The organism is Umezawaea endophytica (assembly GCF_025061645.1).
Taxonomy (GTDB): Bacteria; Actinomycetota; Actinomycetes; order Mycobacteriales; family Pseudonocardiaceae; genus Umezawaea; species Umezawaea endophytica.
Genome location: NZ_JANYMP010000001.1, coordinates 690,758 through 714,089, shown reverse-complemented (window position 1 = coordinate 714,089; position 23,332 = coordinate 690,758). Strand labels below are relative to the sequence as shown.

Genomic DNA, 23,332 nt, shown 5'->3' with positions numbered 1-23,332 from the left:
CCGCCGCTCAGGTGGGGAGGTTCAGCGCGGCCAGAGCCGTCGCGCGGCGGTGCACCGCGTCCCTGACCGAGTCCGGCGACAGGACGCGGAACGGGACGCCGAGCCGCAGGAGGCGTTCCGCGAGGGACTCCGGGTCCAGGCCGCCGAGGGTGACGATCGTGCCGTCCGGCCCGTCCTCGTCGTGCGTGCCCGCGGTCGGGTGCACGAGGCGCCGCGCCTCGTCGACCGGCCGGTCCAGCCGGATCCTCGCGTACACCGGGTAGTCGCTGGTGATCATGCGCGCGACGAGCCGCGCCGCGTCCGGCGGGTCGGTGATCTCGGTGGGCCGCCCGGTCGTCCGCGCGTCGACGACGCGGTCGGCGCGGAAGGTCCGCCACCGCCCGCGGGAGACGTCGAGTGCGACGAGGTACCAGCGGTGGCCGGTGAACACCAGCCGGTGCGGGTCCACCTCCCGCACGGACTCCCTCGCCTGGAGGTCGCGGTAGGACAGCCGGAGCCGCTCGCCCCGGCGGGCGGCGTTCGCGAGCGCCGCGAGCAGCGCCGTCGACAGCGGCTGCTCACCCGCGCGGTCCGTGTGCTCGAACGTCGTGTCCATCGCGGCGAGCCGGGCCGCGACGCTCGCGGGCACCAGGCGGCGCAGCTTCAGCAACGCCGACAGGACGGCCTGGTCGCCGCCCAGGATCCCGCTCCGCGCGGCCTCCCGCAGCGCGACGGCGACGGCGAGCGACTCCTCGTCGTCCAGGATCAGCGGCAGGGCCCTGCCGCCCTCGCCCAGCCGGTAGCCGCCCCACGGGCCGGGGTCGGACTCGACCCCGTAGCCGAGTTCCCGCAGCCGGGCCACGTCCCGCCGGACCGTGCGGTCGGTGACCTCCAGGCGCTCGGCGAGCGCGGTCGACGTCCACGACGGCCGGGACGAGAGCAGGGCGATCAGCCGCAGCAGGCGGGCGGAGGTGCTGATCACACCTCAGGACGCTACGGCACGACCCGGACAGTCCCTGTCCGGAACTCGTCCTAGCGTCCGGGGGACACCGACCGAGCGGAAGACGAGGACCACGCGATGAACGCACGCCTGCTGATCTACGGAGCCACCGGCTACACCGGGAAGCTCATCGCCCACCGGGCGCGGGAGGTGGGGCTCGACTTCGCCGTCGGCGGCCGGAACGCCGACCGCGTGACAGCGCTGGCCGACGAGCTCGGGGTGCCCGCCGTGGTGTTCCCCGTCGACGACGAGCACGCGCTGGGCACCGGCCTGGAGGGGTTCTCCGTGGCGCTGAACGTGGCGGGCCCGTTCAGCGCCACGGCCGGGCCGATGATGCGCGCGTGCGTCCGGGCCGGGGCGCACTACCTCGACAGCACTGCCGAGTACGCCGTCTTCGCGCTCGCGGAGTCCCTCGGCGACGCCGCGGCGGCGGCCGGGGTGATGCTGCTGCCGGGAGCGGGCTGGGACGTCGTCCCCAGCGACTGCGTCGCCGCCCACGCCGCACGGCGGGTGGACCGGCCGCGGACGCTGCGGATCGGTCTCAAGCTCTACCGCGGTCCCGACCCGGACGAGGCGTTCGCGGGCGGGTCGATGTTCTCCCGCGGGTCGCTCGCGAGCAACGGGTCGATCGTCGACCTCGGCGCGCTCGTCCGCGCCGACGGCCGGATCACCGCGCTGCCCGGACCGACCTCGGTCGACCTCGACTACGGCGACGGGCCGGAGAGCTCCGTGCTGCTGCCCATGGGCGACCTGATCACCTCGTGGCGGTCGACCTCGGTGCCGAACATCGAGGTGTACTTCGAGAACGCCCGCGCCCTGCCGTCGCCGGACGGCGACCTCGCGGACCTGCCCGACGGGCCCACCGAGGCGCAGCGGGCACTCGGCCGCAGCCGGGTGGCGGCGGAGGTCGTCGGCGACGACGGTGGTGTCGTCCGGTCCTACGTGGACACGCCCACCGGGTACGGCTTCACCCGGCTGTCGACCGTCGAGATCGCCAGGAGGGTCCTCGCCGGGGACTTCGCGCCGGGGTTCCAGTCACCGGCTTCCGCCTACGGACCGGAGCTGGTCGCGACCATCGCGGACAGCCACGTCGTCGACCTCTGAAGGAGCGGACCATGACCGAGCACGACAGCGAGCTGAGCGCGGCGAACAGCCGGGCCCTGCGGGTGCGGGCCCTCTACGAGCGGCTCGAACTGCACCTCAACGGCAAGGTGTGGACGTCGCACGAGCTGATGCTGGGCTTCGCCAACGACGTGGGCCAGGTGGGGAGGCTGCTGCTCGCCCACGACGGGACCTGGGCCGTCCAGGGCGATCCCCGCGCGGAACTGGAGCACAAGCTGGCCGAGAGCGTCTGGTGGTGCCTCGTCCTGGCCGACCGGCTCGGCATCGACCTCGGCGAGGCCTACCAGAACACCATGGGGCGCATCGAGCACGACCTCGAACGCGCTGTCGCCGACCTGGGCGGCCACCGCACCTAGGAGTGCCGCACCCACCCCGGCGCGTCCTACCCGTGCGGACCGGACGGCGCGATGCTGGTGGCGAGGCACCGGAACCCACCAGTGAAGAGGAAACGCATGCCACTCGACTCCTACCGCACCCTCGGCCGCAGCGGGCTGCGCGTCAGCCCGCTCGCGCTCGGCGCGATGAACTTCGACGACGGCAGTTGGGGATCGGGCAACGAGACGTCGTTCGCGATCCTGGACCGCTTCCGGGAGGCGGGCGGCAACTTCGTCGACACCGCGAACATCTACAGCGACGGCAAGTCCGAGGAGGCGCTGGGCGCGTACTTCGCCCGCGACCCCGGCGCCCGCGACCGCCTGGTGCTGGCCACCAAGTTCGACGCCAACACGCACCCCGGCGACCCGAACGCCGGTGGCAACGGCCGCAAGAACATCCGCAGGCAGGTCGAGGACTCGCTGCGGAGGCTGAACACCGATTACGTCGACCTCTACTGGCAGCACATGTGGGACCGGCACACCCCGGTCGAGGAGACGATGTCCACACTGGACGACCTCGTGCGCGCCGGGAAGATCCGCTACGTCGGGGCGTCCAACACGCCCGCCTGGGCGGTCGCCGAGGCCACCACGATCGCCCGGCTGCGCGGCTGGGAGCCGTTCATCGCGCTCCAGGTCGAGTACTCGCTCCTGCGCCGCACCGCGGAGGGCGAGCAGTTCGGCGTCGCTCGGGCGCTCGGGCTCGGCGTCACGCCGTGGAGCCCGCTCGCCAGCGGTGTCCTCTCCGGCAAGTACACCCGCGCGAACTCCGACCCCGACGACTCCCGGCGCGCCGCCTACGCGGCCCCGCACCTCACCGAGAGCACGTTCGCGCTGCTCGACGTGCTCCAGCGGATCGCGAAGGAACTGGACACCGGGGTGGCCGCCGTCGCGCTCGCCTGGGTCCGGAGCCGGAGCGAGGTCACCTCGACCCTGATCGGCGCCCGCACGCTCGCCCAGTGGGACGCCAACGCGGCCTCGCTCGACGTCCACCTGTCCAGGGAGGACCTCGCCGAGCTGGACGGTCTGACCGCGCCCCGGCTGGACTACCCCGCCGAGGTCGTCGACGGCATGGGCATCGGCTTCCAGCAGGGCGGCACCACGATCAACGGGCTCTCGTCCGACACCTTCCAGCGCGCCTGACGCTCGGCGGGCGCGGTCGCCCACCGAGCGGACGCACCGGTCTCACCAGGTGACCGGCAGGGCGTACAGCCCGTAGATCGCCGCCTCGTCCTTGAACGGCAGCTTCTCCAGCGGCTCGGCCAGCGCGAGGCCGGGGAGGCGGCGGAACAGGGTGTCGATGACGATCTGGAGCTCCATCCGGGCGAGGTTCTGCCCGAGGCACTGGTGCGGCCCGAAGCCGAACGCGACGTGGTGGCGCGCACCGCGTTCGAGGTCGAGGCTGTCGGGGTTCTCGAAGGCCTCCGGGTCGCGGTTGGCGGAGAAGCCGACCCCGATCACGCCGTCGCCCGCGTGGATGGTGACCCCGCCCAGTTCCACGTCCTCGGTCGCCAGCCGCGCGGTGACGACGTCGACGATGGTGAAGTACCGCAGCAGTTCCTCCACCGCGGGCAGCGTCTTCGCCGGGTCGTCCCTGACCAGTGCGAGCTGGTCCGGGTTCTCCAGCAGCGCCACCGTGCCGAGGGAGATCATGTTCGCGGTGGTCTCGTGGCCCGCGACCAGCAGGAGGAACGCCATGGCCACCAGCGCCTCGTGCCGGTACGTGCCCTCCTCGCGGCCCTTGAGGATCTGCCTGCCCAGCAGGTCGTCCTCGCCGGGGGCGTCCTCCTTGAGCTTGATCAGGTCGCTGAGGTAGTCCTCGATCGCGCGGACGGCCTCCTGGCGGGCCTGGCCGGAACTCATCCGGTCGACCATCGTCGCGGTGTGCTCCTGGAAGAACTCGTGGTCGCTGTAGGGGACCCCGAGCAGTTCGCAGATCACCAGCGAGGGCACCGGCAGGGACAGTTCGCGCACCAGGTCCGCGGGCTGCGGCCCGGCCAGGACGGCGTCGATCCGCTCGTCCACGATCTCCTGGATGCGCGGGCGCAGCGCCTCCATCCGGCGCACGGTGAACTCCCCGAGCACCGCGCGCCGGGCGGGCCCGTGCTCGGGCGCGTCCATGGAGATGAGGGACTTCTCGACCTTCTCCTCCGGCGGCCGGAGCCGCCCGCCGGAGGCCAGGACCGGGAAGTCCGGGTGCGTCCGGTCCGCGCTGAACCGGGGGTCGGACAGCACCGTCCGGACGTCCTCGTGCCGGGTGACGGCCCAGGCCCACTTCCCGTCGGGCAGGTGGATCCTGGCGATCGGGTCCTCCTCGCGGATCTCGCGGTACTCCTTCGGCGGTGAGAAGGGGCACTCCCTGTTCAGCGGGAACTGCTCGGGGCGCATCGGCAGCACTTCCGTCATCGCGATCTCCTGGTGTCCGGCGTCGACGAGAACCGTGAGTATGCGGAGGATTACCTTCCGCTTCTCTCCAAGTTAGCGAAGCGGAAGAAAATCGTCCACCTACTTCGGGGCGAAACTCCCCGGTTTCCGTTACGCCCGGTTGCGATCACCCGCGTGCGAGAATCGGACCCCCGGTTCGAGCGGAAAGGCGTCGCCCCATGGCAGTCGACCCCGGCACGCCGCTGCGCGCCGACGCCCGGCGCAACCGCGACCAGATCATCGCGGCGGCCAGGACGATGTTCGTCGCGCAGGGGCCGGACGCCCCGATGGAGGAGATCGCCCGCGCCGCGGCGGTCGGCGTCGGTACGCTCTACCGGCGCTTCCCCGACCGCGAGACGCTGATCCGCGAGGTCGCGCTGGACAGCTTCACCCGTGCGATGGAGGAGGCGCGGGCGTCCATCGAGGAGGAGCCGACCGCGTGGGACGCGCTGGTCCGGTTCGTGCGGTACTCGCGGGAATTCCGGCTCAGCATCCACCTCGCGATGATCTCCGCGCAGGCGGGAGCCGTCATCCGCGACGACCCGACGACCGAGCGGTTCCGCCGGGTGCTGCTGTCCGACCTCGACCACATGGTCAAGGGGGCCCAGGCCGAGGGCCAGGTGCGGCCGGACATCGGCACCGGCGACGTGGCGCTGCTGTTCGTGCTCCTCATGCGACAGCTCCCGCACCAGCTCGACAGCATCGACGGCGCGGCGGAGCGCTGCATGGCGCTCATGCTCGACGGCCTGCGCGCCCAACCGGGGAGCCCGCTGCCCAACCGCCCCATCACCTGCGAAGACCTGCTGCCCTGAGCACGCGCTCCACCTCCGGCGGACGCGCCCGTCTCGACCGGTCGGCGTCTGGCAGGGTTGGCCGGGTGGGCGAAGGGGAGACCGTGGTGCTGCGCCGGTACCTCCAGTACGCGCTGGACCAGGTGACGGTGATGGTGGCGACCGCGTCGGCGACCCTGTGGGGAGCTGCGGCTGCCTACGCGCTGGTCGTGAAGGTGGGCGCCCCCGGCGAGGTCCTCTACCTGCCGCTGGTGATGCTCGTCGTGGTCGCACTCGGCGGCACGCTGTGGTCCGAGGTGTGGGTGCCGCACACCCAGGGCGGCGCCACGCCCGCGATGCGGCGGCTGGGACTGCGGATCGTCCGGCTCGACGGCACGGCGCCGACCCTGCGGGACTACCTCGTGCGGTGGCTGCTGTTCGCGGTGGACGGCCTGTTCCTCGGCCTGCTCGGCGCGGTGCTGATCGCCGTCACGCCGCGGCACCAGCGCTTCGGCGACATCGTCACGCGCACCGTGGTCGTGCGGGTGAGGTCGTCGGGCGGGACCTAGGGGTTCCGCCCCGTTTCCGGCGCGACGAGGGCCAGGACGGCGGCCGACCTGCCGGGGTCCAGGAACCGCAGGCCCATGAAGTTGTCGCCGACCGTGAAGCCGGGCAACGCCCAGACCGCCTCGTAGGGCACCCGGACCGGCCAGTACCCGCGCAGGCTGTAGACGTTGCCCCAGACGCACTTCCCCGGAGCGGGGTTCCACAGCAGCCTGGCGAACGCGGGATCGCGGAAGCGGTGCCCGACCTCGCCGATCGCCAGCACGTGCTTCCGACCGGTGAGCAGCACGACGTCACCGGCGGTCACGGTGTCCATCCGCCTGTCGTGCTTGGCCGTGGCGCCCCAGAACCGCGCGGAGCCGCTCGGGTGCGCGGTGCTGAGCCCGGCGAGGTCGGCAGGGGACAGCGTTTCGGCGTAGCGGGCGTCCGTGAACGGCACGCACGCGTCCAGGGTGGCCCTCCCGTACCCGCGCGCCTCGGGAGTCCCGTACGAGGGCTGGATGAAGACCTGTGCCACAGCGGAACCGTACCCGCCGCCCGGATGGGCCGAGCACGGGCGGACAGGGGGCGAGGCGGGTCCCCCAGTCCCCGCGAACTAGGGGGTCGGCCGAAAGGACTAGGCGGAACGTCGTTGCGCTGCACGGCATCCCGGACGGAAATAGCTTTCGGCCATGGCTACCGAAACGCACACCCAGACCCCTCCGACCACGATCATCACGGCCTTCTTCGGCTTCCTCGTCTCGACCGCCGTGAGCCTCGCCGCCGCCGTGCTGCTGGCCGGGTCCCGCCAACAGCTCGTCGACACCCTGCGGGAGTCCAATCAGGACGCGCTGACCGAGGAGCAGATCCAGGGATCCGCCACGCTGGGCCTCGGGTTCGCCATCGGGGTCACGCTGGTGGTCGCGCTGGTGCACCTGTGGCTCGCGTTCAAGCTCAAGGCGGGCCGCAACTGGGCCCGCGTCGTGCTGACCGTGATCACGCTGCTCCAGCTCGCCTCGATCGCCGCCACCCAGGGCAACACGGCGGTCGGGTACGCCAGTTGCGCCGTCGCGCTCGTCGCCGTCGTCCTGAGCTACCTGCCCGCGTCCAACGCCTACATCGCCGCCGTGAAGCGCTCCGCGTGATCGACGCGCGGGCGGCGGACCGACGGCGGACCCGGTGGGCGGCACCGGGCGCGGGATCGGGATGATCGTGCCCATGACCCCAGCCGGACCGCCGGCACGTCGCGGCGTGCTCGTCGCCGAGATCACCGCGCTGGTGGTGGCGACGGTCGTGGACAGCGTGCTGGTGGTCCGGCAGGGCCAGGGAGGCGCGCGGGGCGTGCTGGGGCCCGTGCTGGCGGCCCTCGTGCCGTACGTGGGCACGGCGGTGGCGGTGCTGGCCGTGCTGCGCCGCCGCTTCCCGGACCGGGTCGCGCTGCTCGGCTGGTCGGTGATCGGGTTCTCGCTGATCAGCACGGGAGCGGCGGCGCTCGTGGGCGCGGAGGCCGGTGCCCAGCCGGTCGCGACCGAGGTGCTCGGCATCGCGCTGCTCGCGGGCGCGGGGTGCAGGCGCCTGCCACCGGTCGCGGCGGCGGTGCTGGCGGTGGCCGCGGGCGCGGCGGTCGTCGCCGCGCCGGTGGTGCGCTACGGCGTCGCGTCGCCGGTGGCGCTGGCCGCCGTGCCCGCCGCGCTGCTGTGGGGCACCGCGCTGGCCTTCGGCCTGGTGCTGCGCGACGCCGACGCCCGGCACGTCGCCGCGCTGGACCGGGTGCGCGAGGGCGAGCGCCTGCAACTGGCCAGGGAGCTGCACGACCTGGTGGCGCACCACGTCAGCGGCATCGTCGTCCTCGCGCAGGCCGCGCACGCGCTCGCGGAGAACCCGGCGGTGCCCGACCAGGACCCCGTCGACGTGTACCGCGAGGTCGAGCAGGCGGGCGCCGAGGCGCTCACCTCGATGCGGCGGCTGGTCGGGATGCTGCGCAGCGACCCCGCGCCGTCGCCGCCCGACGGCACGCTCGGCGACGCCGTCCGCGCTGCCGCGGACGGTCGCGCGGACGTGGTCATGTCGGAGGAGCTGGACGCCACGGCGGTGCCGTCGGACCTGGCGGGCACCGTGAACCGGATCGTGCTGGAGTCCATGACCAACGTGCGGCGGCACGCCCCGAACGCCACCGAGGTCGTCGTCGGCGCCCACACCGCCGACGGCCACCTCGTGCTGGAGATCCGCAACGACGGCGCGAGCGGCGACCGCTCCGGTGGTGGCTACGGTCTCGTGGGTATGGCGGAGCGGGTCACCGCGCTGGGCGGGAGCCTGCACGCCGGGCCGGAACCCGGCCACCGCTGGCGCACCACCGCGCGGCTCCCGCTGCGCGCCGGGGAAGGGGTCTGATGCCGATCCGGGTGCTCATCGCCGACGACCAGACCCTGGTGCGCACCGGGTTCCGGCTCATCCTCGACGCGGACCCGGAGATCCAGGTCATCAGCGAGGCCGCCGACGGCGAGTCCGCGGTGCGGCTGGCCCGCCGGTTCCGGCCGGACGTCACCCTGATGGACATCCGGATGCCCGTGCTCGACGGCATCCGCGCCACCGAGCTGCTCGCGGGCCCGACCGTCGCCGACCCGCTGCGGGTCGTCGTGGTGACCACCTACGACGTGGACGCGAACGTCTACGCGGCGCTGCTCGCGGGCGCGTGCGGGTTCCTGCTCAAGGACGCGGGCCCCCGGCTGCTGCTCGAAGCCGTGCACGCCGCGGCCAAGGGCGAGTCCATGGTGTCGCCGTCGGTCACCGTGCGGCTGCTGGCGCACTTCACCAGCGACCCGAGCCGCACCCTCGTGCGACCGGACACCCCGTTGACGACGCGGGAGATGGACGTCGTGCTGGCCGTCGCGAAAGGACGGACGAACGCGGAGGTCGCCGAGGACCTGGAGATCTCCCTGTCCACCGTGAAGACGCACCTGGCGAGCGTCCAGGGCAAGCTGGGCGTGCGCAACCGCACCGAGATCGCCATCTGGGCGTGGCGGCACCGGCTGCTCGTCTGAGGTCGCGCCTGCGCCGTCGGGAGGGATCCGCGCCGCGAACGGCCGCCCGCCGCGGGCGAACGGCTAGATTCGGGGGTGAGCGCACCAGGCAGGGTCAGGAGGCCACGTGTCGATCGGTGATGATCGTCGAGGCGAGTGGGTCGACCCGCTGCGCGCCGAGCGCGAGACGCGGGGTGACGCCGTCGTCGTGCGCGCGTTCGGCCAGGTGGACTCGCACACCGCGTCGGAGCTGGGTGAACAGCTCGCCGCGGCGTTCACCGACGCCGCCGCGGGCCGGGGTCCGGTGGTGGTCGACCTGACCGGTGTCGACTTCCTCGCCTCGGTCGGCCTGTCGCTGCTGGTGGAGTACCACCAGCTCGGCGTCCGCCGCGGCACCCCGTTGCGGGTGGTGGCTCCCGCCCGCAACCCGCTGCGCGCACTGCGGGCCACCATGCTCGACCAGACGCTGGAGCTGTACCGGACCGTGCCCGAGGCGCTCTCCGCCGTGTCGTGACCTCCTGGACCGACGTGCTCTGTTCGGGTCGTCCTGACGGCGTGGCGGGGGCCGTGTCGGCGTGCCGCGGTGCGGAACCTGCACACTGGGTGGTGATCAGCAGCTCTCGGGAAGGCGGTGTGGTGGGCGCATCGAGCACGGCGCGGCAGCCGCGGGTCGGGTCGCGCCAGCAGGCGGACCTGCTGGCGCTGCTGCGCGACGAGGGCGCCATCTCCAGGGTCGCGCTGGGGGAGCGGGTCGGTCTGCCGCGGGCGAAGCTCACCGCCGAGCTGGGCAAGCTCGTGGACACCGGGCTCGTCGAGGTCGGCGGCCCGGCGGCCAGCCGGGGCGGGCGGCGGTCGACCTTCGTGCACCTGGCGGACGACCTGCGCCTGCTCGGCGTGGACGTCGGGGCCACGTCGATCACCGTGGCCGTCACCGACGGCCGGTGCGAGGTGCTGGCGCACGCGAGCGAGGAGTGCGCGGTTCGCGAAGGACCGGTGGTGGTGCTGGGCCGGGTGCTCGCGCTGGCCGAGCAGGTGCTCGCCGAGGCGCCGGGGCGGCTGATCGGCGCGGGGATAGGGCTTCCGGGGCCGGTGAGCTTCCGGGACGGCATGCCCGTGGCGCCGCCGATCATGCCCGGCTGGGACCGGTACCCGGTGCGCGACGAGCTGGCGGGCAAGTGGGGCTGCCCGGTGACGGTCGACAACGACGTGAACGTGATGGCGTTGGGGGAGCGGCACGCCGGGGTCGCGCGGTCGCTCGACGACCTGATCTTCGTGAAGGTCGGCACGGGCATCGGCTGCGGGATCGTGCTCGGCGGCCGGGTCTACCGGGGCGTCGCCGGGACCGCGGGCGACATCGGCCACATCAGGCTGGACGACTTCGGGCCCGCGTGCGCGTGCGGCGAGGTCGGGTGCCTCGAGGCGTACTTCGGCGGCTCGGCACTCGCCCGCGAAGGCCTGACCCTGGCCCGCAGCGGCCGGTCGGCGCTCCTCGCCTCCGCGCTGGAAGACCACGGCCGCGTGACGGCGGAGGACGTGGGCCGCGCGGCCAACTCCGGCGACTTCGCCGCGGCCAGCCTGGTGCGCGAAGGCGGCAGGCGGCTCGGGCACGTCGTGGCGTCGCTGGTGAGCTTCCTCAACCCCGGCATGGTCGTGATCGGCGGCGGCGTGTCCCGCCTCGGCCACTCGCTGCTGGCCGAGGTCCGCGGCGCGGTCTACCGCCGCTCACTGCCGCTGGCGACGGGAAACCTGCCGATCGTGCTGTCCGAACTGGGCGACCTGGCGGGCGTGACGGGCGCGGCCTGGTCCGCCACGGACCGGGCCTTCTCGACGGTGACCTGAGCCGTCACGCCGAGGGCGTGGTGGGGTTCGGGTGTGGTGCCGCGGGGGCGGGTTGGTCCGCTGCGGGCCGGGCTTTCGATGACGACCTGAGCCTTCACGCCGCTGGCGTGGTGGTGGGGTGGTGGGGTTCGGGTGTGACGCCGCGAGGTGGTTTGGTCCGCTGCGGACCGGGCCTTTTCGACGGTCACCTGAGTCCCCACGCTGCGGGCGTGGTGAGGGCCGGGTGCGGGCCTGGTCTGCCACGGACCGGGCCCCTCGACGGTCACCTGAGTCCCCACGCCGCGCGTGTGGTGAGGGCCGGGTGCGTGGTTTGGTCCGCTGCGGACCGGACTTTTCGATGGTGACCTGAGCCGCCACGCCTCGGGCGTGGCGGGGGCAGGGTGTGCTGTGGACTGCCACGGACCGGGCCTTCCTCCACGACCACCTGAACCCCCACACCGCGGGCGTGGCGAGGGCCGGGCGCGTGGCCTGGTCCGCCACGGACCGAGCCTTCCCGACCGTCACCTGAGCCCCTCGCACCGCAGGTGCGGGGTGCGTGACAGGCGCGGGCGCTACGCGGCGTTCGCTGACCTCGGCGCGGCACGGGCCGATCCGCCATGCCCGACCTCGCCGACCAGCAGCAGCCATCCACCCGTGGTCCGCCGACCGCCAGGCGCCTTTCCGCAGCTCACAGCGCCCCCACGCATCTGCCTGCCCATGATCGACCCGGCACCTCCACCCGCCCGGCAGCCCCGCCGCCCACGGCCTCCCCGCGCTCGTCCCACCCGTCCGATGAACGCTGCGTCACCGCCAAGTTTCGTGTCGATCCGACCGACTTTTGTCGAAAATCAGCAAAAGTCACCTCCACTTCTTGCTCTAGATGGCCTATTGCGTCCGATATGGGTGGTAGTTCAGGCTCTTTTGTGAGCTGAGACACCGACTTTTGATCGGCTCCTCAACGAAGTGGAGCACCAGTGCTGCGATATCCGGGCCCGGCGGACCGGACAGGGTCGCGTCGAGCGAACCTGGTCCTCCTGCTGCGGACGTTGCGCGAGCAGGGGCAGGTTTCCCGCGCGCAGCTCGCGGTGCACTCCGGGCTCTCCAAGGCGACCGTGTCGTCCCTCGTCGGAGACCTGGCGCAGCGCGGGCTCGTCCGGCCCGCGGGCACCACGGCTGGCGGGCAGGGCAGGCCCGGTGAGCTGGTCGAACTCCGGCCGTCCTCGGCCTGCGGGGTCGGGCTCGACCTGAACGTGGAGCACGTCGGCGCGACCGTCATGGACCTCACCGGCGAGGTGCTGCTGCGCAGGCAGATCGCCTGCGACGTCCCCGCCTCCGGCCCCGAACGCGTGCTCGACCTCCTCGCGGAAGCGCTGGCGGGCGTGCTCGGCGACGTCCAGGCCCGCGGCGGGTGGGTCGTGGGCGCCACGGTCGCCGTGCCGGGACTGGTCGACACCGACGGAGCCGTGGTGCGGTTCGCCCCGCGGCTGCGGTGGCGGGAAGTCGCCCTGCGCAACGGTCTCGCCGCCCGCACCGGCCTCGCCCTCGACTTCTTCGGCGCCGACAACGACGCCAACCTCGCGGCCATCGCCGAGCACCACGCGGGCGCGGCGGCCGGGCTCGACGACTTCGTCTACCTCACCGGCGACCACGGCGTCGGCGCGGGCGCCTTCTCGCGCGGTGAACTCGTGCGCGGCCACCTCGGCTACGCGGGCGAGGTCGGCCACATGACGCTGGACCCGCTGGGCCCGTGGTGCTCGTGCGGGCGGCGCGGCTGCTGGGAGACGCAGGTCGGTCTCGGCGCGCTGCTGCACGCCTGCGCGACCCCCGACGACCCGGTGCGCGACCCGGCGCTCGACCCGGACTCCCGGATGGCGCTGGTCAGGGCGCGAGCGGTGAGCGGCGACCGGCGCACCCTCGACGCCCTGCACCAGATCGGCGCGGCGCTCGGCGCGGGCGTCGCGGTGCTGGTCAACCTGTTCAACCCGGCCGCGGTGGTGCTCGGCGGCTACTTCGCCGCCCTGCCCGAGTGGTTGGTCGAACCGGTCCGCTCCGAGGTCGCCGCGCGCGTCCTCGCGGAGGGCGCGGGCGGCGCGACGATCGTCGCGTCCCGGCTGGGGTTCCAGGCCCCGGCCACGGGCGGCGCGGCGCACGCGCTGCGCCGCGTCCTGGACGACCCGGCCACCGTGCCGATCGAGGAGCACACCGAGCACACGGAAGGAATGGTGGCCCCATGAGCGCTGTGGACGACGCCACGCAGGACCACGGCCACACCGAGGGGCAGGAGCACGTCGACGCCGGACCGGACGACCTCGGGCAGCCGCTGCTGAGGATGACCGGCATCGTGAAGGAGTTCCCCGGTGTCCGCGCGCTCGACGGCGTCGAGCTGAGCGTGCTGCCGGGCGAGGTGCACTGCCTGCTCGGCCAGAACGGCGCGGGCAAGTCCACGCTGATCAAGGTCCTCGCCGGGGCGCACCGGCCGGACCACGGCGAGATCCTGTGGCGGGGCGAGGCCACGTCGCTGCCGTCACCGGTCGCCGCGCTGCGCCTCGGGATCGCGACGATGTACCAGGAGCTGGACCTCGTGCCGGGGCTCTCGGTCGCGGAGAACGTGTTCCTGGGGCACGAGAAGTCCCGGTTCGGGTTCAGCCGCAGGGGCGCCGCGAACGCCGAGGCCGCCGCGCTGATGCGCAGGCTCGGCCACGCGGAGATCCCGCCGGAGCGGGAGGTCGGCCTGCTGTCCGCCGCCGGGCAGCAGCTCGTGTCGATGGCGCGGGCGCTGGCCCACGACGCGCGGCTCATCGTCATGGACGAGCCGACCGCCGCGCTGGCCTCCGACGAGGTGGACAACCTGTTCCGCATCGTCGGCGAACTGGCGGCCGACGGCGTGTCCGTCGTCTACATCTCGCACCGGCTGGAGGAGATCCGGCGCATCGGCAGCCGGGTCACGGTCCTCAAGGACGGCCGGACCGTCGCCTCCGGGCTCGCCGCGGACACGCCGACCTCGGACCTGGTGAACCTCATGTCCGGCCGCCAGGTCAGCACGGTGTTCCCGGTGCGCGCGGAGTCCACGGCCGACGAACGGGCCGAGGTGCTCAAGGTCGAGGGGCTGACCAGGGCGGGTGAGTTCGCCGACATCAGCTTCACCGTGCACGCCGGGGAGGTGCTCGGCATCGCGGGTCTCGTCGGGGCCGGGCGCAGCGAGATCCTGGAGACCGTGTTCGGGGCCCGCAGGCCCGACTCCGGGACGGTGAGCGTCGACGGGGTGCCGCTCAAGCCGGGCAGCGTCTCCGCCGCCGTCAAGGCCGGGATCGGGCTGGCCCCCGAGGAGCGCAAGAGCCAGGGCCTGCTGCTGGAGCTGCCGGTCGCGCACAACGTGACCCTGGCGAGCCTCGGCGCCTACAGCACCGCCGGGTTCACCGACCGGGCGCGGGAGATGAAGGACTCGCGCGAGGTGCTGGAGAAGCTGGAGCTGCGGCCCGCCGACCCCCGGCGGCTCGTGGGCACGTTCTCCGGCGGCAACCAGCAGAAGGCCGTCGTCGCGCGCTGGCTGGTGCGCGGCTGCCGGGTCCTGCTGCTGGACGAACCCACCCGCGGCGTCGACGTCGGCGCGCGGGCGGAGCTGTACCGGTTGGTGCACGAACTGGCCGCCGACGGGGTGGCCGTGGTGCTGGTGTCCAGCGAGGTCCCCGAGGTGCTCGGTCTCGCCGACCGGGTCCTGGTGCTGCGCGAGGGCGTGGTGCTCGCCGACCGACCGGCCGCCGACCTCACCGAGGCGGCCGTGCTCGACATCGTGATGGAAGGCAGCGCCGCGACCGAACTCGCGGGCGTCGCAGAGGAGGCATCGTCGTGACCAGCAAGTCCTCGACCCCGGTGCTCGCCACCGGTGACCAGATCGCGCCCCCGCCGGAACGGGAGAGCCCGCGTCGCGGCGGGTTCACCGTGGACGTGCGCCTCGCCGGGCTCGTCGGTGTGCTGGTCGTGCTGTGCCTGGTCGGCTACATCACCCGCCCGGACGGCTTCCTGACCGAGGCCAACATCTCCACGATGCTGCGGCTCGCCGCGGCCATCGGCGTGGTGAGCGTCGGCATGACGTTCGTGATCATCAGCGGCGGCATCGACCTGTCCGTCGGGTCGATCGTGGCGTTGAGCAGCGTGTGGATGACCACCGTCGCGACGCAGTCCTTCGGGCCCGTCATGATGGTGCTGTGCGGGCTGCTGGTCGGCCTGGCCTGCGGTCTGGTCAACGGGGTGCTGATCTCCTACGGCAAGATCGTGCCGTTCATCGCCACCCTCGCCATGTACGCCTCGGCGCGGGGCCTGGCCGAGCGGCTGTCCGGGCGGCGCACGCAGGTCGTGTCGGAGACCGGCTTCACGTCGTTCTTCCGCGGCGCCTTCCTGGGCATCCCGGTGCTGATCTGGATGCTGGCGCTGGTGTTCGCGGTCGGCTGGGTGCTGCTCAACCGCACCACGTTCGGCCGCCGCACGTTCGCCGTCGGCGGCAACGCCGAGGCCGCCCGCCTGGCGGGCATCGACGTCAAGCGGCACACCGCGCTGGTCTACGGCATCGCGGGCCTGTGCTGCGGCATCGCGGCGATCATGGTCGTCGCCCGCACCACGTCGGGCGCCTCCACCAACGGCCTCTTCTACGAACTGGACGCCATCGCCGCGGTCGTCATCGGCGGCACGCTGCTCACCGGCGGCCGGGGCAGCCTCATCGGCACCCTCGTCGGAGTCCTGATCTTCACCGTCCTCAACAGCATCTTCACCCAGAACAACCTCGACACCGACATCCAGAACATCGCCAAGGGCGTGATCATCGTCGCCGCCGTGCTGCTCCAGAGCACGAGGCTGCGCCGCCGCGTCCGAAAAACCTGACGGCGAACCACCGGCCTCCTGCGTCCGGCCCGCCAGTGCTCCACCCGTTTTCCCGTCCCGCCAGGCCACCAACACCCACACCGCTGGAGTTCGCCATGCCATCACTCGACCGTCGCCGCTTCCTGTGGGGCACCACCGCGATCGGCGCCACCGCAGTCCTCGCGGGCTGCACGTCCAACGAGTCGCCGAACGCGGGCGCGTCCAACGCCGCCGTGGCCGGGGGAGCGGGGGAGAACAGCCAGCCCGGCAAGGCCATCACCATCGGCTTCTCCGCGCCCGCCGCCGACCACGGCTGGATGGCGGCCATGACGAAGAACGCCCGCGCCCAGGCGGGCCGGTTCTCCGACGTGACCCTGAAGGCCACGGAGGGCACCAACGACGTCAACCAGCAGATCGGCCAGGTCGAGACGCTGATCAACGACAAGGTCGACGTGCTGGTGATCCTGCCCTTCGACGGCAAGGCGCTCACCGAGGTCGGCAGGCAGGCCACCGACGCGGGCATCCCGGTCGTCAACGTGGACCGGATCTTCGACACGCCGCTCGCCTACCGGGCGTGGATCGGCGGCGACAACTACCGCATGGGTGTCAACGCGGGCAACTACATCGCCTCCCAGATGAAGGCGAAGAACATCTCCGCCCCGATCATCGGCGAGGTCGCGGGCATCGACTCGCTACCGTTGACCCAGGAACGCAGCAAGGGCTTCAAGGACGCGCTGGCCCGCGCGGGCTTCTCCGTCGGCCCGCGGGTGTCCGCCCAGTTCACCCCGGAGTCCGGCGAGCAGCAGACCGCGAACCTGCTCCAGGGCGCGAGCAAGCTCGACGCGCTGTGGAACCACGACGACGACCAGGGCATCGGCGTCCTCGCGGCGATCGACGGCGCGGGCCGCAAGGACTTCATCATGGTCGGCGGCGCCGGGTCGCGGAACATGATGGACCTGATCAAGGCCGACAGCGGCGTGGTCAAGGCGACGGTGCTCTACAGCCCGTCCATGGCCTCCTCCGCCATCGCGCTGGCCCGCCTGCTCGGCCAGGCCAAGGGCATCGGCGACCTCGCGGAGCACGAGATCCCGGCGCTCATCACGACCTACTCCGCCGTGGTGAGCAAGGAGAACGTGGACTCCTACCTCGACGTCGGGTTCGACTCCTGACGGGTGGTCCCGGCGCCGCAGCGCGGCGGCGCCGGGACCCCGTGGCGAGGTGGAACCGCAGGAGCGACGAAGGGCCTAGACGGATGAACGACAACCGCGGGGAGATCGGCGTCGGGATGGTGGGGCACGCGTTCATGGGCGCGGTGCACTCCCAGGCCTGGCGCAACGCGCACCGCTTCTTCGACCTGCCGCTGGTGCCGAGGCTCTCGGTGCTGGGCGGCCGCGACGCGACCCGCACGAGGGAAGCGGCGGACAAGTACGGCTGGGCCGCGGTCGAGACCGACTGGACCGCGCTGGTCCAGCGCGACGACGTGCACCTGGTCGACATCTGCACGCCCGGCGACTCGCACTGCGACATCGCGGTGGCGGCGCTGGAGGCGGGCAAGCACGTGCTGTGCGAGAAGCCGCTGGCCAACTCGGTCGCGGAGGCGGAGAAGATGGCCGCCGCCGCGGTGGCCGCCGCCGCCCGCGGTGTGCGGTCGATGGTGGCGTTCAACTACCGGCGGGTGCCCGCGCTGGCGTTCGCCCGCAAGCTCGTCGCGGACGGGCGGCTCGGCGAGGTGCGGCACGTCCGCGCCGTGTACCTCCAGGACTGGCTGTCCGACCCGGCTTCGCCGATGACGTGGCGGATGGACCGGGAGAAGGCGGGCTCCGGCGCGCTGGGCGACCTCGGCGCGCACATCGTGGACGCCGCGCAGTTCGTTACCGGCCTCACGATCACCGGCGTGTCCGCGCTGACCGAGACGTTCACGACGTCCCGCCCGGACGGCGCGGGCGGCACGGGCCAGGTCACGGTGGACGACGCGGCCCTGTTCCTGGCCCGCTTCACCGGCGGCGCGGTCGGCAGCTTCGAGGCCACCCGCTACGCGCTGGGCCGCAAGAACGCGATGCGCCTGGAGGTCAACGGCTCGCGCGGCAGCCTGGCCTTCGACTTCGAGTCGATGAACGAACTCCAGTTCTTCGACGGGGACTCCCCCGACTCCGAGGCCGGGTTCCGCCGGGTCCTGGTCACCGAGGGGGACCACCCGTACGTCGGCGCGTGGTGGCCGCCCGGCCACCTGCTCGGCTACGAGCACACGTTCGTCCACGAGGTCGTCGACCTGGTGGGCGCCATCGCCGCCGGGACCGACCCGGCGCCGAGCTTCGCCGACGGGCTCCAGGTCCAGCGGGTGCTCGCGGCGGTGGAGGACAGCGCGGTGGCGGCGAACTGGCAGCCGGTGCCCGCCTGACGGCACCCCGAGAACGGTCCGGAGCAAGTGCGGCACCGACCCGGCGGACGGGCCGGGTCGGTGCCGCGACACGAGAGGAGGGTTTTCCCAGCCTTCCGCGGTTCCCAGTTCGGTGAGAACGAGGAGAGAATACCCGTGCGTGGTAAGCGAAGCGTGGAGCACGACCCGCAGTTGCGGACACCACCCCCGAACCTACGTCCACCGGCGGCGCGCCTCGGGGTCGCCGCCCTGGCCCTGTTGACCGGCGTGGGCGCCGGTCTCGTCGGCGCCGCCGCGCCCGCCGCGGCCCACCCGGACGGCGAGCACGTCCTGGTGTTCTCCAAGACCGCGGGCTTCCGGCACGACTCCATCCCGGACGGGATCGCCGCCATCCAGGCCCTGGGCGCGGCCAACGACTTCCACGTGGAGGCCACCGAGGACGCGGGGGCGTTCACCGACGCCAACCTCGACCGCTTCGACGCGGTCGTGTGGCTGTCGACGACCGGTGACGTCCTGAACAACGACCAGCAGGGCGCCTTCGAGCGGTTCATCCAGGACGGCGGCGGCTACGCGGGCGTGCACGCCGCCGCGGACACCGAGTACTCGTGGCCCTGGTACGGCGACCTGGTGGGCTCGTACTTCAAGTCCCACCCGGCCATCCAGCAGGCCGACGTCCTCGTCGAGGACCACGACCACGCCTCCACGGCGCACCTGCCGGACAAGTGGACGCGCACCGACGAGTGGTACAGCTACCAGAGCAACCCGCGCACCGACGTGCACGTGCTGGCGGCGCTGGACGAGACCAGCTACACGCCCACCGACCCCGCTGGCGACCACCCCATCGTGTGGTGCCACACGCAGGGTTCGGGCCGTTCCTGGTACACGGGGATGGGCCACACCAAGGAGTCCTACGCGGACGCGGCGTTCCGGCAGCACCTGCTGGGCGGCATCAAGTACGCCGCGGGCTCCGCGGCCGCCGGATGCGAGCCGGGCGGCACGACGCCGAACGAGCCGCCGACCGACGCGGACTTCGACCAGATCACGCTGGCGCTGGGCGAGGAGAAGACCGGTGAGCCGATCGCGCTCGCCGTCCTGCCCGACCGCCGGGTGTTGCACACCTCCCGCGACGGTCGCGTGTGGCTGACCACGCCGGAGGCGACGACGTCGCTCGCGGGCCAGATCGCCGTGTACAACCACGACGAGGACGGCCTCCAGGGCATCGCGGTCGACGCGGACTTCGCCACCAACAAGTGGGTCTACCTCTACTACGCGCCACCGCTGGACACCCCCGCGGGTGACGCGCCGGAGAACGGCACCGCGGCGGACTTCGAGCGGTTCAAGGGCCACAACCAGCTCTCCCGGTTCACGCTGTCCGACGACGGCACCCTGAGCCTGGCGAGCGAGCAGAAGATCATCCAGATCCCGGCCGACCGCGGCCTGTGCTGCCACGCGGGCGGGGAGATCGACTTCGACGCGCAGGGCAACCTGCTGCTGTCCACCGGGGACGACACCAACCCGTTCGCCTCGGACGGCTACTCGCCGATCGACGAGCGCGCCGACCGCAACCCCGCGTTCGACGCCCGCCGCTCCTCGGCCAACACCAACGACCTGCGCGGCAAGATCGTCCGCATCAAGGTCGCCGCCGACGGCTCGTACACGGTGCCCGCGGGCAACCTGTTCGCGCCGGGCACCGAGAAGACCCGTCCCGAGATCTACGCGATGGGCTTCCGCAACCCGTTCCGGTTCGCCGTGGACAAGAAGACCGGCTGGATCCACCTCGGCGACTACGGTCCCGACGCCGGGTCGGCCAACCCGAACCGCGGTCCCGGCGGGACCGTCGAGTTCAACCTGATCAAGGAGCCGGGCAACTACGGCTGGCCGCTGTGCGTCGGGGACAACCTGGCGTTCAACGACTACGACTTCGCCACCGGCACGTCCGGCGCCAAGTTCGACTGCGCCAACCCGCGCAACGACAGCCCGCACAACACCGGTCTGGTCGACCTGCCGCCCGCCAAGGCCGCGTGGATCCCCTACGACGGCGGTTCCGTGCCGGAGTTCGGCACCGGCGGCGAGTCGCCCATGGGCGGCCCGACCTACAACTACGACCCGAACCTGAACCAGGTGACGAAGTTCCCGAAGTTCTTCGACAACAAGAACTTCGCGTACGAGTGGGACCGCGGCTGGATCAAGACCATCGACGTCGGCGCGAACGGCGAACGCGGCGCGATCACGCCGTTCTTCGACTCGATGACCCTGACCAGGCCGATGAACCTGGAGTTCGGGCCGGACGGCTCGCTCTACGTCCTCGACTACGGCAGCGGCTACTTCGGCGGGGCGGCCGACTCGGCGGTCTACCGGATCGACTACACCCAGGGCAACCACACGCCCGTGGCGAAGCTGGCGGCCGACAAGACGTCGGGCCCGGCGCCGCTGACGGTGAACTTCGACCCGACGGGCACCACCGACGAGGACGGTCCCGAGCTGACCTGGGCGTGGGACTTCGACGGTGACGGCACCACCGACTCCACGCAGGCCGGACCGGTGAGCCACACCTACGACACCGTCGGCCGGTACAGCGCGAAGCTGTCGGTGACCGACCCGACCGGGCTGACCGGCTCGGCCAGCGTGGTGATCAACGTCGGCAACACCGCCCCCGTGGTCACCCTCAACACCCCGCTCGACGGCTCGGTGTTCAGCTTCGGCGACCAGGTGCCGTTCTCGGTGACCGTCGTCGACCCCGAGGACCAGCCGGTCGACTGCTCCAAGGTGGTCGTGGAGTACATCCTCGGCCACGACAGCCACGGCCACCCGCTCAGCAGGGCCACGGGCTGCCAGGGCACCATCCCGACCCCGGCCGACGGCGGTCACGGCGCGGACGCCAACGTCTTCGGCGTCATCAACGCCACCTACACCGACAACGGCGCGCCCGGTGCCCCGGCGCTGACCGGCTCCGACGAGGCGGTGCTCCAGCCCAAGCACAAGCAGGCCGAGTTCTACACCGGCGCGCAGGGCGCGCGGGCGCTGGAACGCGACACCGCGGAGGGCAAGAAGCGCGTCGGCGAGATCGAGAACGGCGACTGGATCAAGTTCAGCCCGGTGAACCTCGCCGGGGTGACCGGGATCGGGTACCGCGTCTCGTCCGGCGGGTCCGGCGGCACGCTGGAGGTCCGGCTCGACGCGCCGGACGGCCCGCTCGTGCAGTCGCTGTACGTCGCCAACACCGGCGGCTGGGACAACTACGTCGACCTCGACCCGACCCCGATCACCGATCCCGGTGGCACGCACGAGATGTACCTCGTGTTCAAGGGCGGCTCGGGCGCGCTGTTCGACGTGGACTCGCTGACCTTCAGCACCGACCAGCCCGCCGCGTGCACGCCGGTCACGCCCGAGGAGGGCTACCGCAGCCTCTACGACGGCACGCCCGGCAGCCTGGAGGCGTGGAACCAGGCCGGTCCCGGTCGCTTCGTCCACCAGAACGACTGCTCCATCCGCTCCGAGGGCGGCATGGGCCTGCTGTGGCACGAGGGCGAGCTCGGCTCGTACAGCCTCAAGCTCGACTGGAAGCTCGCCGGTGACGACAACTCCGGTGTCTTCATCGGGTTCCCCGACCCCGGCGACGACCCGTGGGTCGCGGTGAACCAGGGCTACGAGATCCAGATCGACCCGACCGACGCCGTGGACCGCACCACCGGTGCGATCTACACGTTCAAGGCGGCCGACATCGCCGCCCGCGACGCGGCGCTCAAGCCGGCGGGTCAGTGGAACGCCTACGAGATCCTCGTCACCGACCAGCGCATCCAGGTGCTGCTGAACGGGGTGAAGATCAACGACTACACCAGCACCGATCCGGCCCGCGACCTGACGCGGGGCTTCATCGGCCTCCAGAACCACGGCGACTCCGACGACGTGCGGTTCCGCAACGTGCGCGTCAAGGACCTCGACGTGGTGGCGCCGGTGACCACCGCCAAGACCGGCACGCCCCCCGGCGGATCCGGTTGGTACACGGCGGCCCCGGTCTCGGTGGAGCTGGTCGCCACCGACGCGGGTGGTGTGGCGCGCACCGAGTACCGGCTCGACGGCGGTGACTGGACCGCCTACACCGAGCCGGTCGTGGTCGCCTCCGACGGCGCCCACAAGGTCGAGTACCGCTCGACCGACACCTCGGGCAACGTCGAGCAGGTCAAGGCGCTGGACGTCAAGATCGACGGCACCGCCCCCGTCACCACCGCCACGTTCGCCGCACCCGGCGAGAGCGGCTGGCACGGCGGCGCCGTGTCGGTGGCGCTGACCGCCGCCGACCCGGCCTCCGGGGTGGCGCGCACCGAGTGGAGCCTGGACGGCGGGGCGTGGACGCCCTACCTCCGCCCGGTGGCGGTGTCCGGCGACGGCACCCACACCCTGCTGCACCGGTCGGTCGACGTCGCGGGCAACACCGAGGCCGACCGCGCGGTGACGATCGAGATCGACGGCACCTCGCCCACGCTGATCGTCGCGGGCGTGGCCAACGGCCGGGTGTACGGCGACGCGACCGACGTGGTCGTGTCGTGGGAGGCCGGTGACGCCACCTCCGGCGTCCGCGCGGTCACCGCGACCGTCGGCCAGCGGGCGCTGACCTCGGGCGCGGCCCTGCCGCTGCACGAGCTGGCGCTCGGCGTGCACGAGTTGAAGGTCGTCGCGACCGACGTCGCGGGCAACGCCACCACCAGGACGGTGCCGTTCGCGGTCACCACGTCGCTGCGGGACGTGTCCCAGCTCCTCGACCGGTTCAAGGCGACCAACCGGCTGCCGAAGGCGTCCTACGACAAGCTGACCAAGCAGCTCGCCAAGGCGCGCAAGGCGGAGGCGGACGGCAACGACACGAAGGCGGTCAAGGAGCTGCGGGCGTTCCGCGTCCTGGCCGTCGGTGTTCCGGACACCGGCGTGCGCGCCGTGCTCGTCCGCGACACCGACGCGGTGATCGCCCTGCTCGACGGCACGTCGCGGCGCTTGAAGTAGGCCGCACACGGGTCGGGCGGGCGCGGTCACCCGCGTCTGCCCGGCCCCGCACCACCCAG

Annotated in this window: 19 protein-coding genes; 16 read left to right on the top strand and 3 right to left on the bottom strand. The window is 72.6% G+C overall.

From position 1 onward, the window contains the following. Positions 1 to 7: 7 nt before the first annotated feature. Positions 8 to 961 carry a helix-turn-helix transcriptional regulator gene (locus NZH93_RS02795; protein WP_259621271.1) on the bottom strand — a complete coding sequence of 318 codons (954 nt, stop codon included), beginning with the start codon at positions 959 to 961 and terminating at the stop codon, positions 8 to 10. A gap of 96 nt (positions 962 to 1,057) precedes the next feature. Here NZH93_RS02795 and NZH93_RS02790 point away from each other — a divergent pair, with 96 nt between their 5' ends. From NZH93_RS02790 to NZH93_RS02780, 3 genes are all read left to right on the top strand, one after another. Beyond that, entirely contained in the window at positions 1,058 to 2,083 is a 1,026-nt protein-coding gene (locus NZH93_RS02790) for a saccharopine dehydrogenase family protein (protein ID WP_259621270.1), read from the top strand. A gap of 11 nt (positions 2,084 to 2,094) precedes the next feature. Beyond that, positions 2,095 to 2,457, top strand: a complete 363-nt coding sequence (locus NZH93_RS02785) for a nucleoside triphosphate pyrophosphohydrolase family protein (RefSeq protein ID WP_259621269.1) — start codon at positions 2,095 to 2,097, stop codon at positions 2,455 to 2,457. A gap of 96 nt (positions 2,458 to 2,553) precedes the next feature. Next, entirely contained in the window at positions 2,554 to 3,615 is a 1,062-nt protein-coding gene (locus NZH93_RS02780; RefSeq protein WP_259621268.1) for an aldo/keto reductase, read from the top strand. Between the two features lie 42 nt (positions 3,616 to 3,657). Here NZH93_RS02780 and NZH93_RS02775 read toward each other — a convergent pair whose 3' ends face one another. Next, on the bottom strand, positions 3,658 to 4,878 hold the full coding sequence (locus NZH93_RS02775) for a cytochrome P450 (RefSeq protein ID WP_259621267.1): 1,221 nt from the start codon (positions 4,876 to 4,878) through the stop codon (positions 3,658 to 3,660). A gap of 197 nt (positions 4,879 to 5,075) precedes the next feature. Here NZH93_RS02775 and NZH93_RS02770 point away from each other — a divergent pair, with 197 nt between their 5' ends. Then, entirely contained in the window at positions 5,076 to 5,708 is a 633-nt protein-coding gene (locus tag NZH93_RS02770; RefSeq protein WP_259621266.1) for a TetR/AcrR family transcriptional regulator, read from the top strand. 65 nt (positions 5,709 to 5,773) lie between these two features. Then, a complete protein-coding gene (locus NZH93_RS02765; RefSeq protein WP_259621265.1) occupies positions 5,774 to 6,235 on the top strand; it encodes an RDD family protein in 462 nt (153 codons plus the stop codon). Here the strand turns inward: NZH93_RS02765 and NZH93_RS02760 are convergent. Further along, positions 6,232 to 6,747: a hypothetical protein gene (locus NZH93_RS02760; protein WP_259621264.1), complete on the bottom strand. Its 516-nt coding sequence runs from the start codon at positions 6,745 to 6,747 to the stop codon at positions 6,232 to 6,234. The two genes, NZH93_RS02765 and NZH93_RS02760, sit on opposite strands and share 4 nt — an antisense overlap. A gap of 154 nt (positions 6,748 to 6,901) precedes the next feature. On the opposite strand from NZH93_RS02760, the gene NZH93_RS02755 reads away from it, so the two are divergent. From NZH93_RS02755 to NZH93_RS02705, 11 genes are all read left to right on the top strand, one after another. Further along, complete coding sequence (locus NZH93_RS02755; RefSeq protein ID WP_259621263.1) at positions 6,902 to 7,354, top strand: hypothetical protein; 453 nt, start codon at positions 6,902 to 6,904, stop codon at positions 7,352 to 7,354. A gap of 73 nt (positions 7,355 to 7,427) precedes the next feature. After that, positions 7,428 to 8,600 (top strand): sensor histidine kinase, encoded by a 1,173-nt coding sequence (locus tag NZH93_RS02750; RefSeq protein ID WP_259621262.1) that lies wholly within the window; start codon positions 7,428 to 7,430, stop codon positions 8,598 to 8,600. Next, complete coding sequence (locus NZH93_RS02745; RefSeq protein WP_259621261.1) at positions 8,600 to 9,250, top strand: response regulator; 651 nt, start codon at positions 8,600 to 8,602, stop codon at positions 9,248 to 9,250. Before NZH93_RS02750 ends, NZH93_RS02745 begins: the two co-directional genes overlap by 1 nt. Before the next feature lie 106 nt (positions 9,251 to 9,356). Continuing rightward, the gene (locus NZH93_RS02740; RefSeq protein WP_259621260.1) at positions 9,357 to 9,743 is read left to right on the top strand and encodes an STAS domain-containing protein; all 387 of its coding nucleotides are present in this window, start codon (positions 9,357 to 9,359) and stop codon (positions 9,741 to 9,743) included. A 122-nt stretch (positions 9,744 to 9,865) separates the two neighbouring features. After that, positions 9,866 to 11,068 (top strand): ROK family transcriptional regulator, encoded by a 1,203-nt coding sequence (locus tag NZH93_RS02735; RefSeq protein WP_259621259.1) that lies wholly within the window; start codon positions 9,866 to 9,868, stop codon positions 11,066 to 11,068. Between the two features lie 953 nt (positions 11,069 to 12,021). Beyond that, positions 12,022 to 13,281 (top strand): ROK family transcriptional regulator, encoded by a 1,260-nt coding sequence (locus NZH93_RS02730; RefSeq protein WP_259621258.1) that lies wholly within the window; start codon positions 12,022 to 12,024, stop codon positions 13,279 to 13,281. A 95-nt stretch (positions 13,282 to 13,376) separates the two neighbouring features. After that, positions 13,377 to 14,897: a sugar ABC transporter ATP-binding protein gene (locus tag NZH93_RS02725; RefSeq protein ID WP_259621440.1), complete on the top strand. Its 1,521-nt coding sequence runs from the start codon at positions 13,377 to 13,379 to the stop codon at positions 14,895 to 14,897. A gap of 41 nt (positions 14,898 to 14,938) precedes the next feature. Next, a complete protein-coding gene (locus tag NZH93_RS02720) occupies positions 14,939 to 15,922 on the top strand; it encodes an ABC transporter permease (RefSeq protein ID WP_259621439.1) in 984 nt (327 codons plus the stop codon). A gap of 95 nt (positions 15,923 to 16,017) precedes the next feature. After that, positions 16,018 to 17,070 (top strand): substrate-binding domain-containing protein, encoded by a 1,053-nt coding sequence (locus tag NZH93_RS02715; protein ID WP_259621257.1) that lies wholly within the window; start codon positions 16,018 to 16,020, stop codon positions 17,068 to 17,070. Between the two features lie 83 nt (positions 17,071 to 17,153). Further along, complete coding sequence (locus NZH93_RS02710; protein ID WP_259621256.1) at positions 17,154 to 18,299, top strand: Gfo/Idh/MocA family protein; 1,146 nt, start codon at positions 17,154 to 17,156, stop codon at positions 18,297 to 18,299. Between the two features lie 246 nt (positions 18,300 to 18,545). Continuing rightward, positions 18,546 to 23,273, top strand: a complete 4,728-nt coding sequence (locus NZH93_RS02705; RefSeq protein ID WP_259621438.1) for a ThuA domain-containing protein — start codon at positions 18,546 to 18,548, stop codon at positions 23,271 to 23,273. Positions 23,274 to 23,332: the final 59 nt, after the last annotated feature.

What these genes read in the sequence shown, in the direction of transcription:
- NZH93_RS02790 (WP_259621270.1), top strand. Translation starts at nt 1,058, where the DNA reads ATGAACGCACGCCTGCTGATCTACGGAGCCACCGGCTACACCGGGAAG.
- NZH93_RS02785 (WP_259621269.1), top strand. Translation starts at nt 2,095, where the DNA reads ATGACCGAGCACGACAGCGAGCTGAGCGCGGCGAACAGCCGGGCCCTG.
- NZH93_RS02780 (WP_259621268.1), top strand. Translation starts at nt 2,554, where the DNA reads ATGCCACTCGACTCCTACCGCACCCTCGGCCGCAGCGGGCTGCGCGTC.
- NZH93_RS02775 (WP_259621267.1), bottom strand. Translation starts at nt 4,878, where the DNA reads ATGACGGAAGTGCTGCCGATGCGCCCCGAGCAGTTCCCGCTGAACAGG.
- NZH93_RS02770 (WP_259621266.1), top strand. Translation starts at nt 5,076, where the DNA reads ATGGCAGTCGACCCCGGCACGCCGCTGCGCGCCGACGCCCGGCGCAAC.
- NZH93_RS02755 (WP_259621263.1), top strand. Translation starts at nt 6,902, where the DNA reads ATGGCTACCGAAACGCACACCCAGACCCCTCCGACCACGATCATCACG.
- NZH93_RS02750 (WP_259621262.1), top strand. Translation starts at nt 7,428, where the DNA reads ATGACCCCAGCCGGACCGCCGGCACGTCGCGGCGTGCTCGTCGCCGAG.
- NZH93_RS02745 (WP_259621261.1), top strand. Translation starts at nt 8,600, where the DNA reads ATGCCGATCCGGGTGCTCATCGCCGACGACCAGACCCTGGTGCGCACC.
- NZH93_RS02725 (WP_259621440.1), top strand. Translation starts at nt 13,377, where the DNA reads ATGACCGGCATCGTGAAGGAGTTCCCCGGTGTCCGCGCGCTCGACGGC.
- NZH93_RS02715 (WP_259621257.1), top strand. Translation starts at nt 16,018, where the DNA reads ATGCCATCACTCGACCGTCGCCGCTTCCTGTGGGGCACCACCGCGATC.
- NZH93_RS02710 (WP_259621256.1), top strand. Translation starts at nt 17,154, where the DNA reads ATGAACGACAACCGCGGGGAGATCGGCGTCGGGATGGTGGGGCACGCG.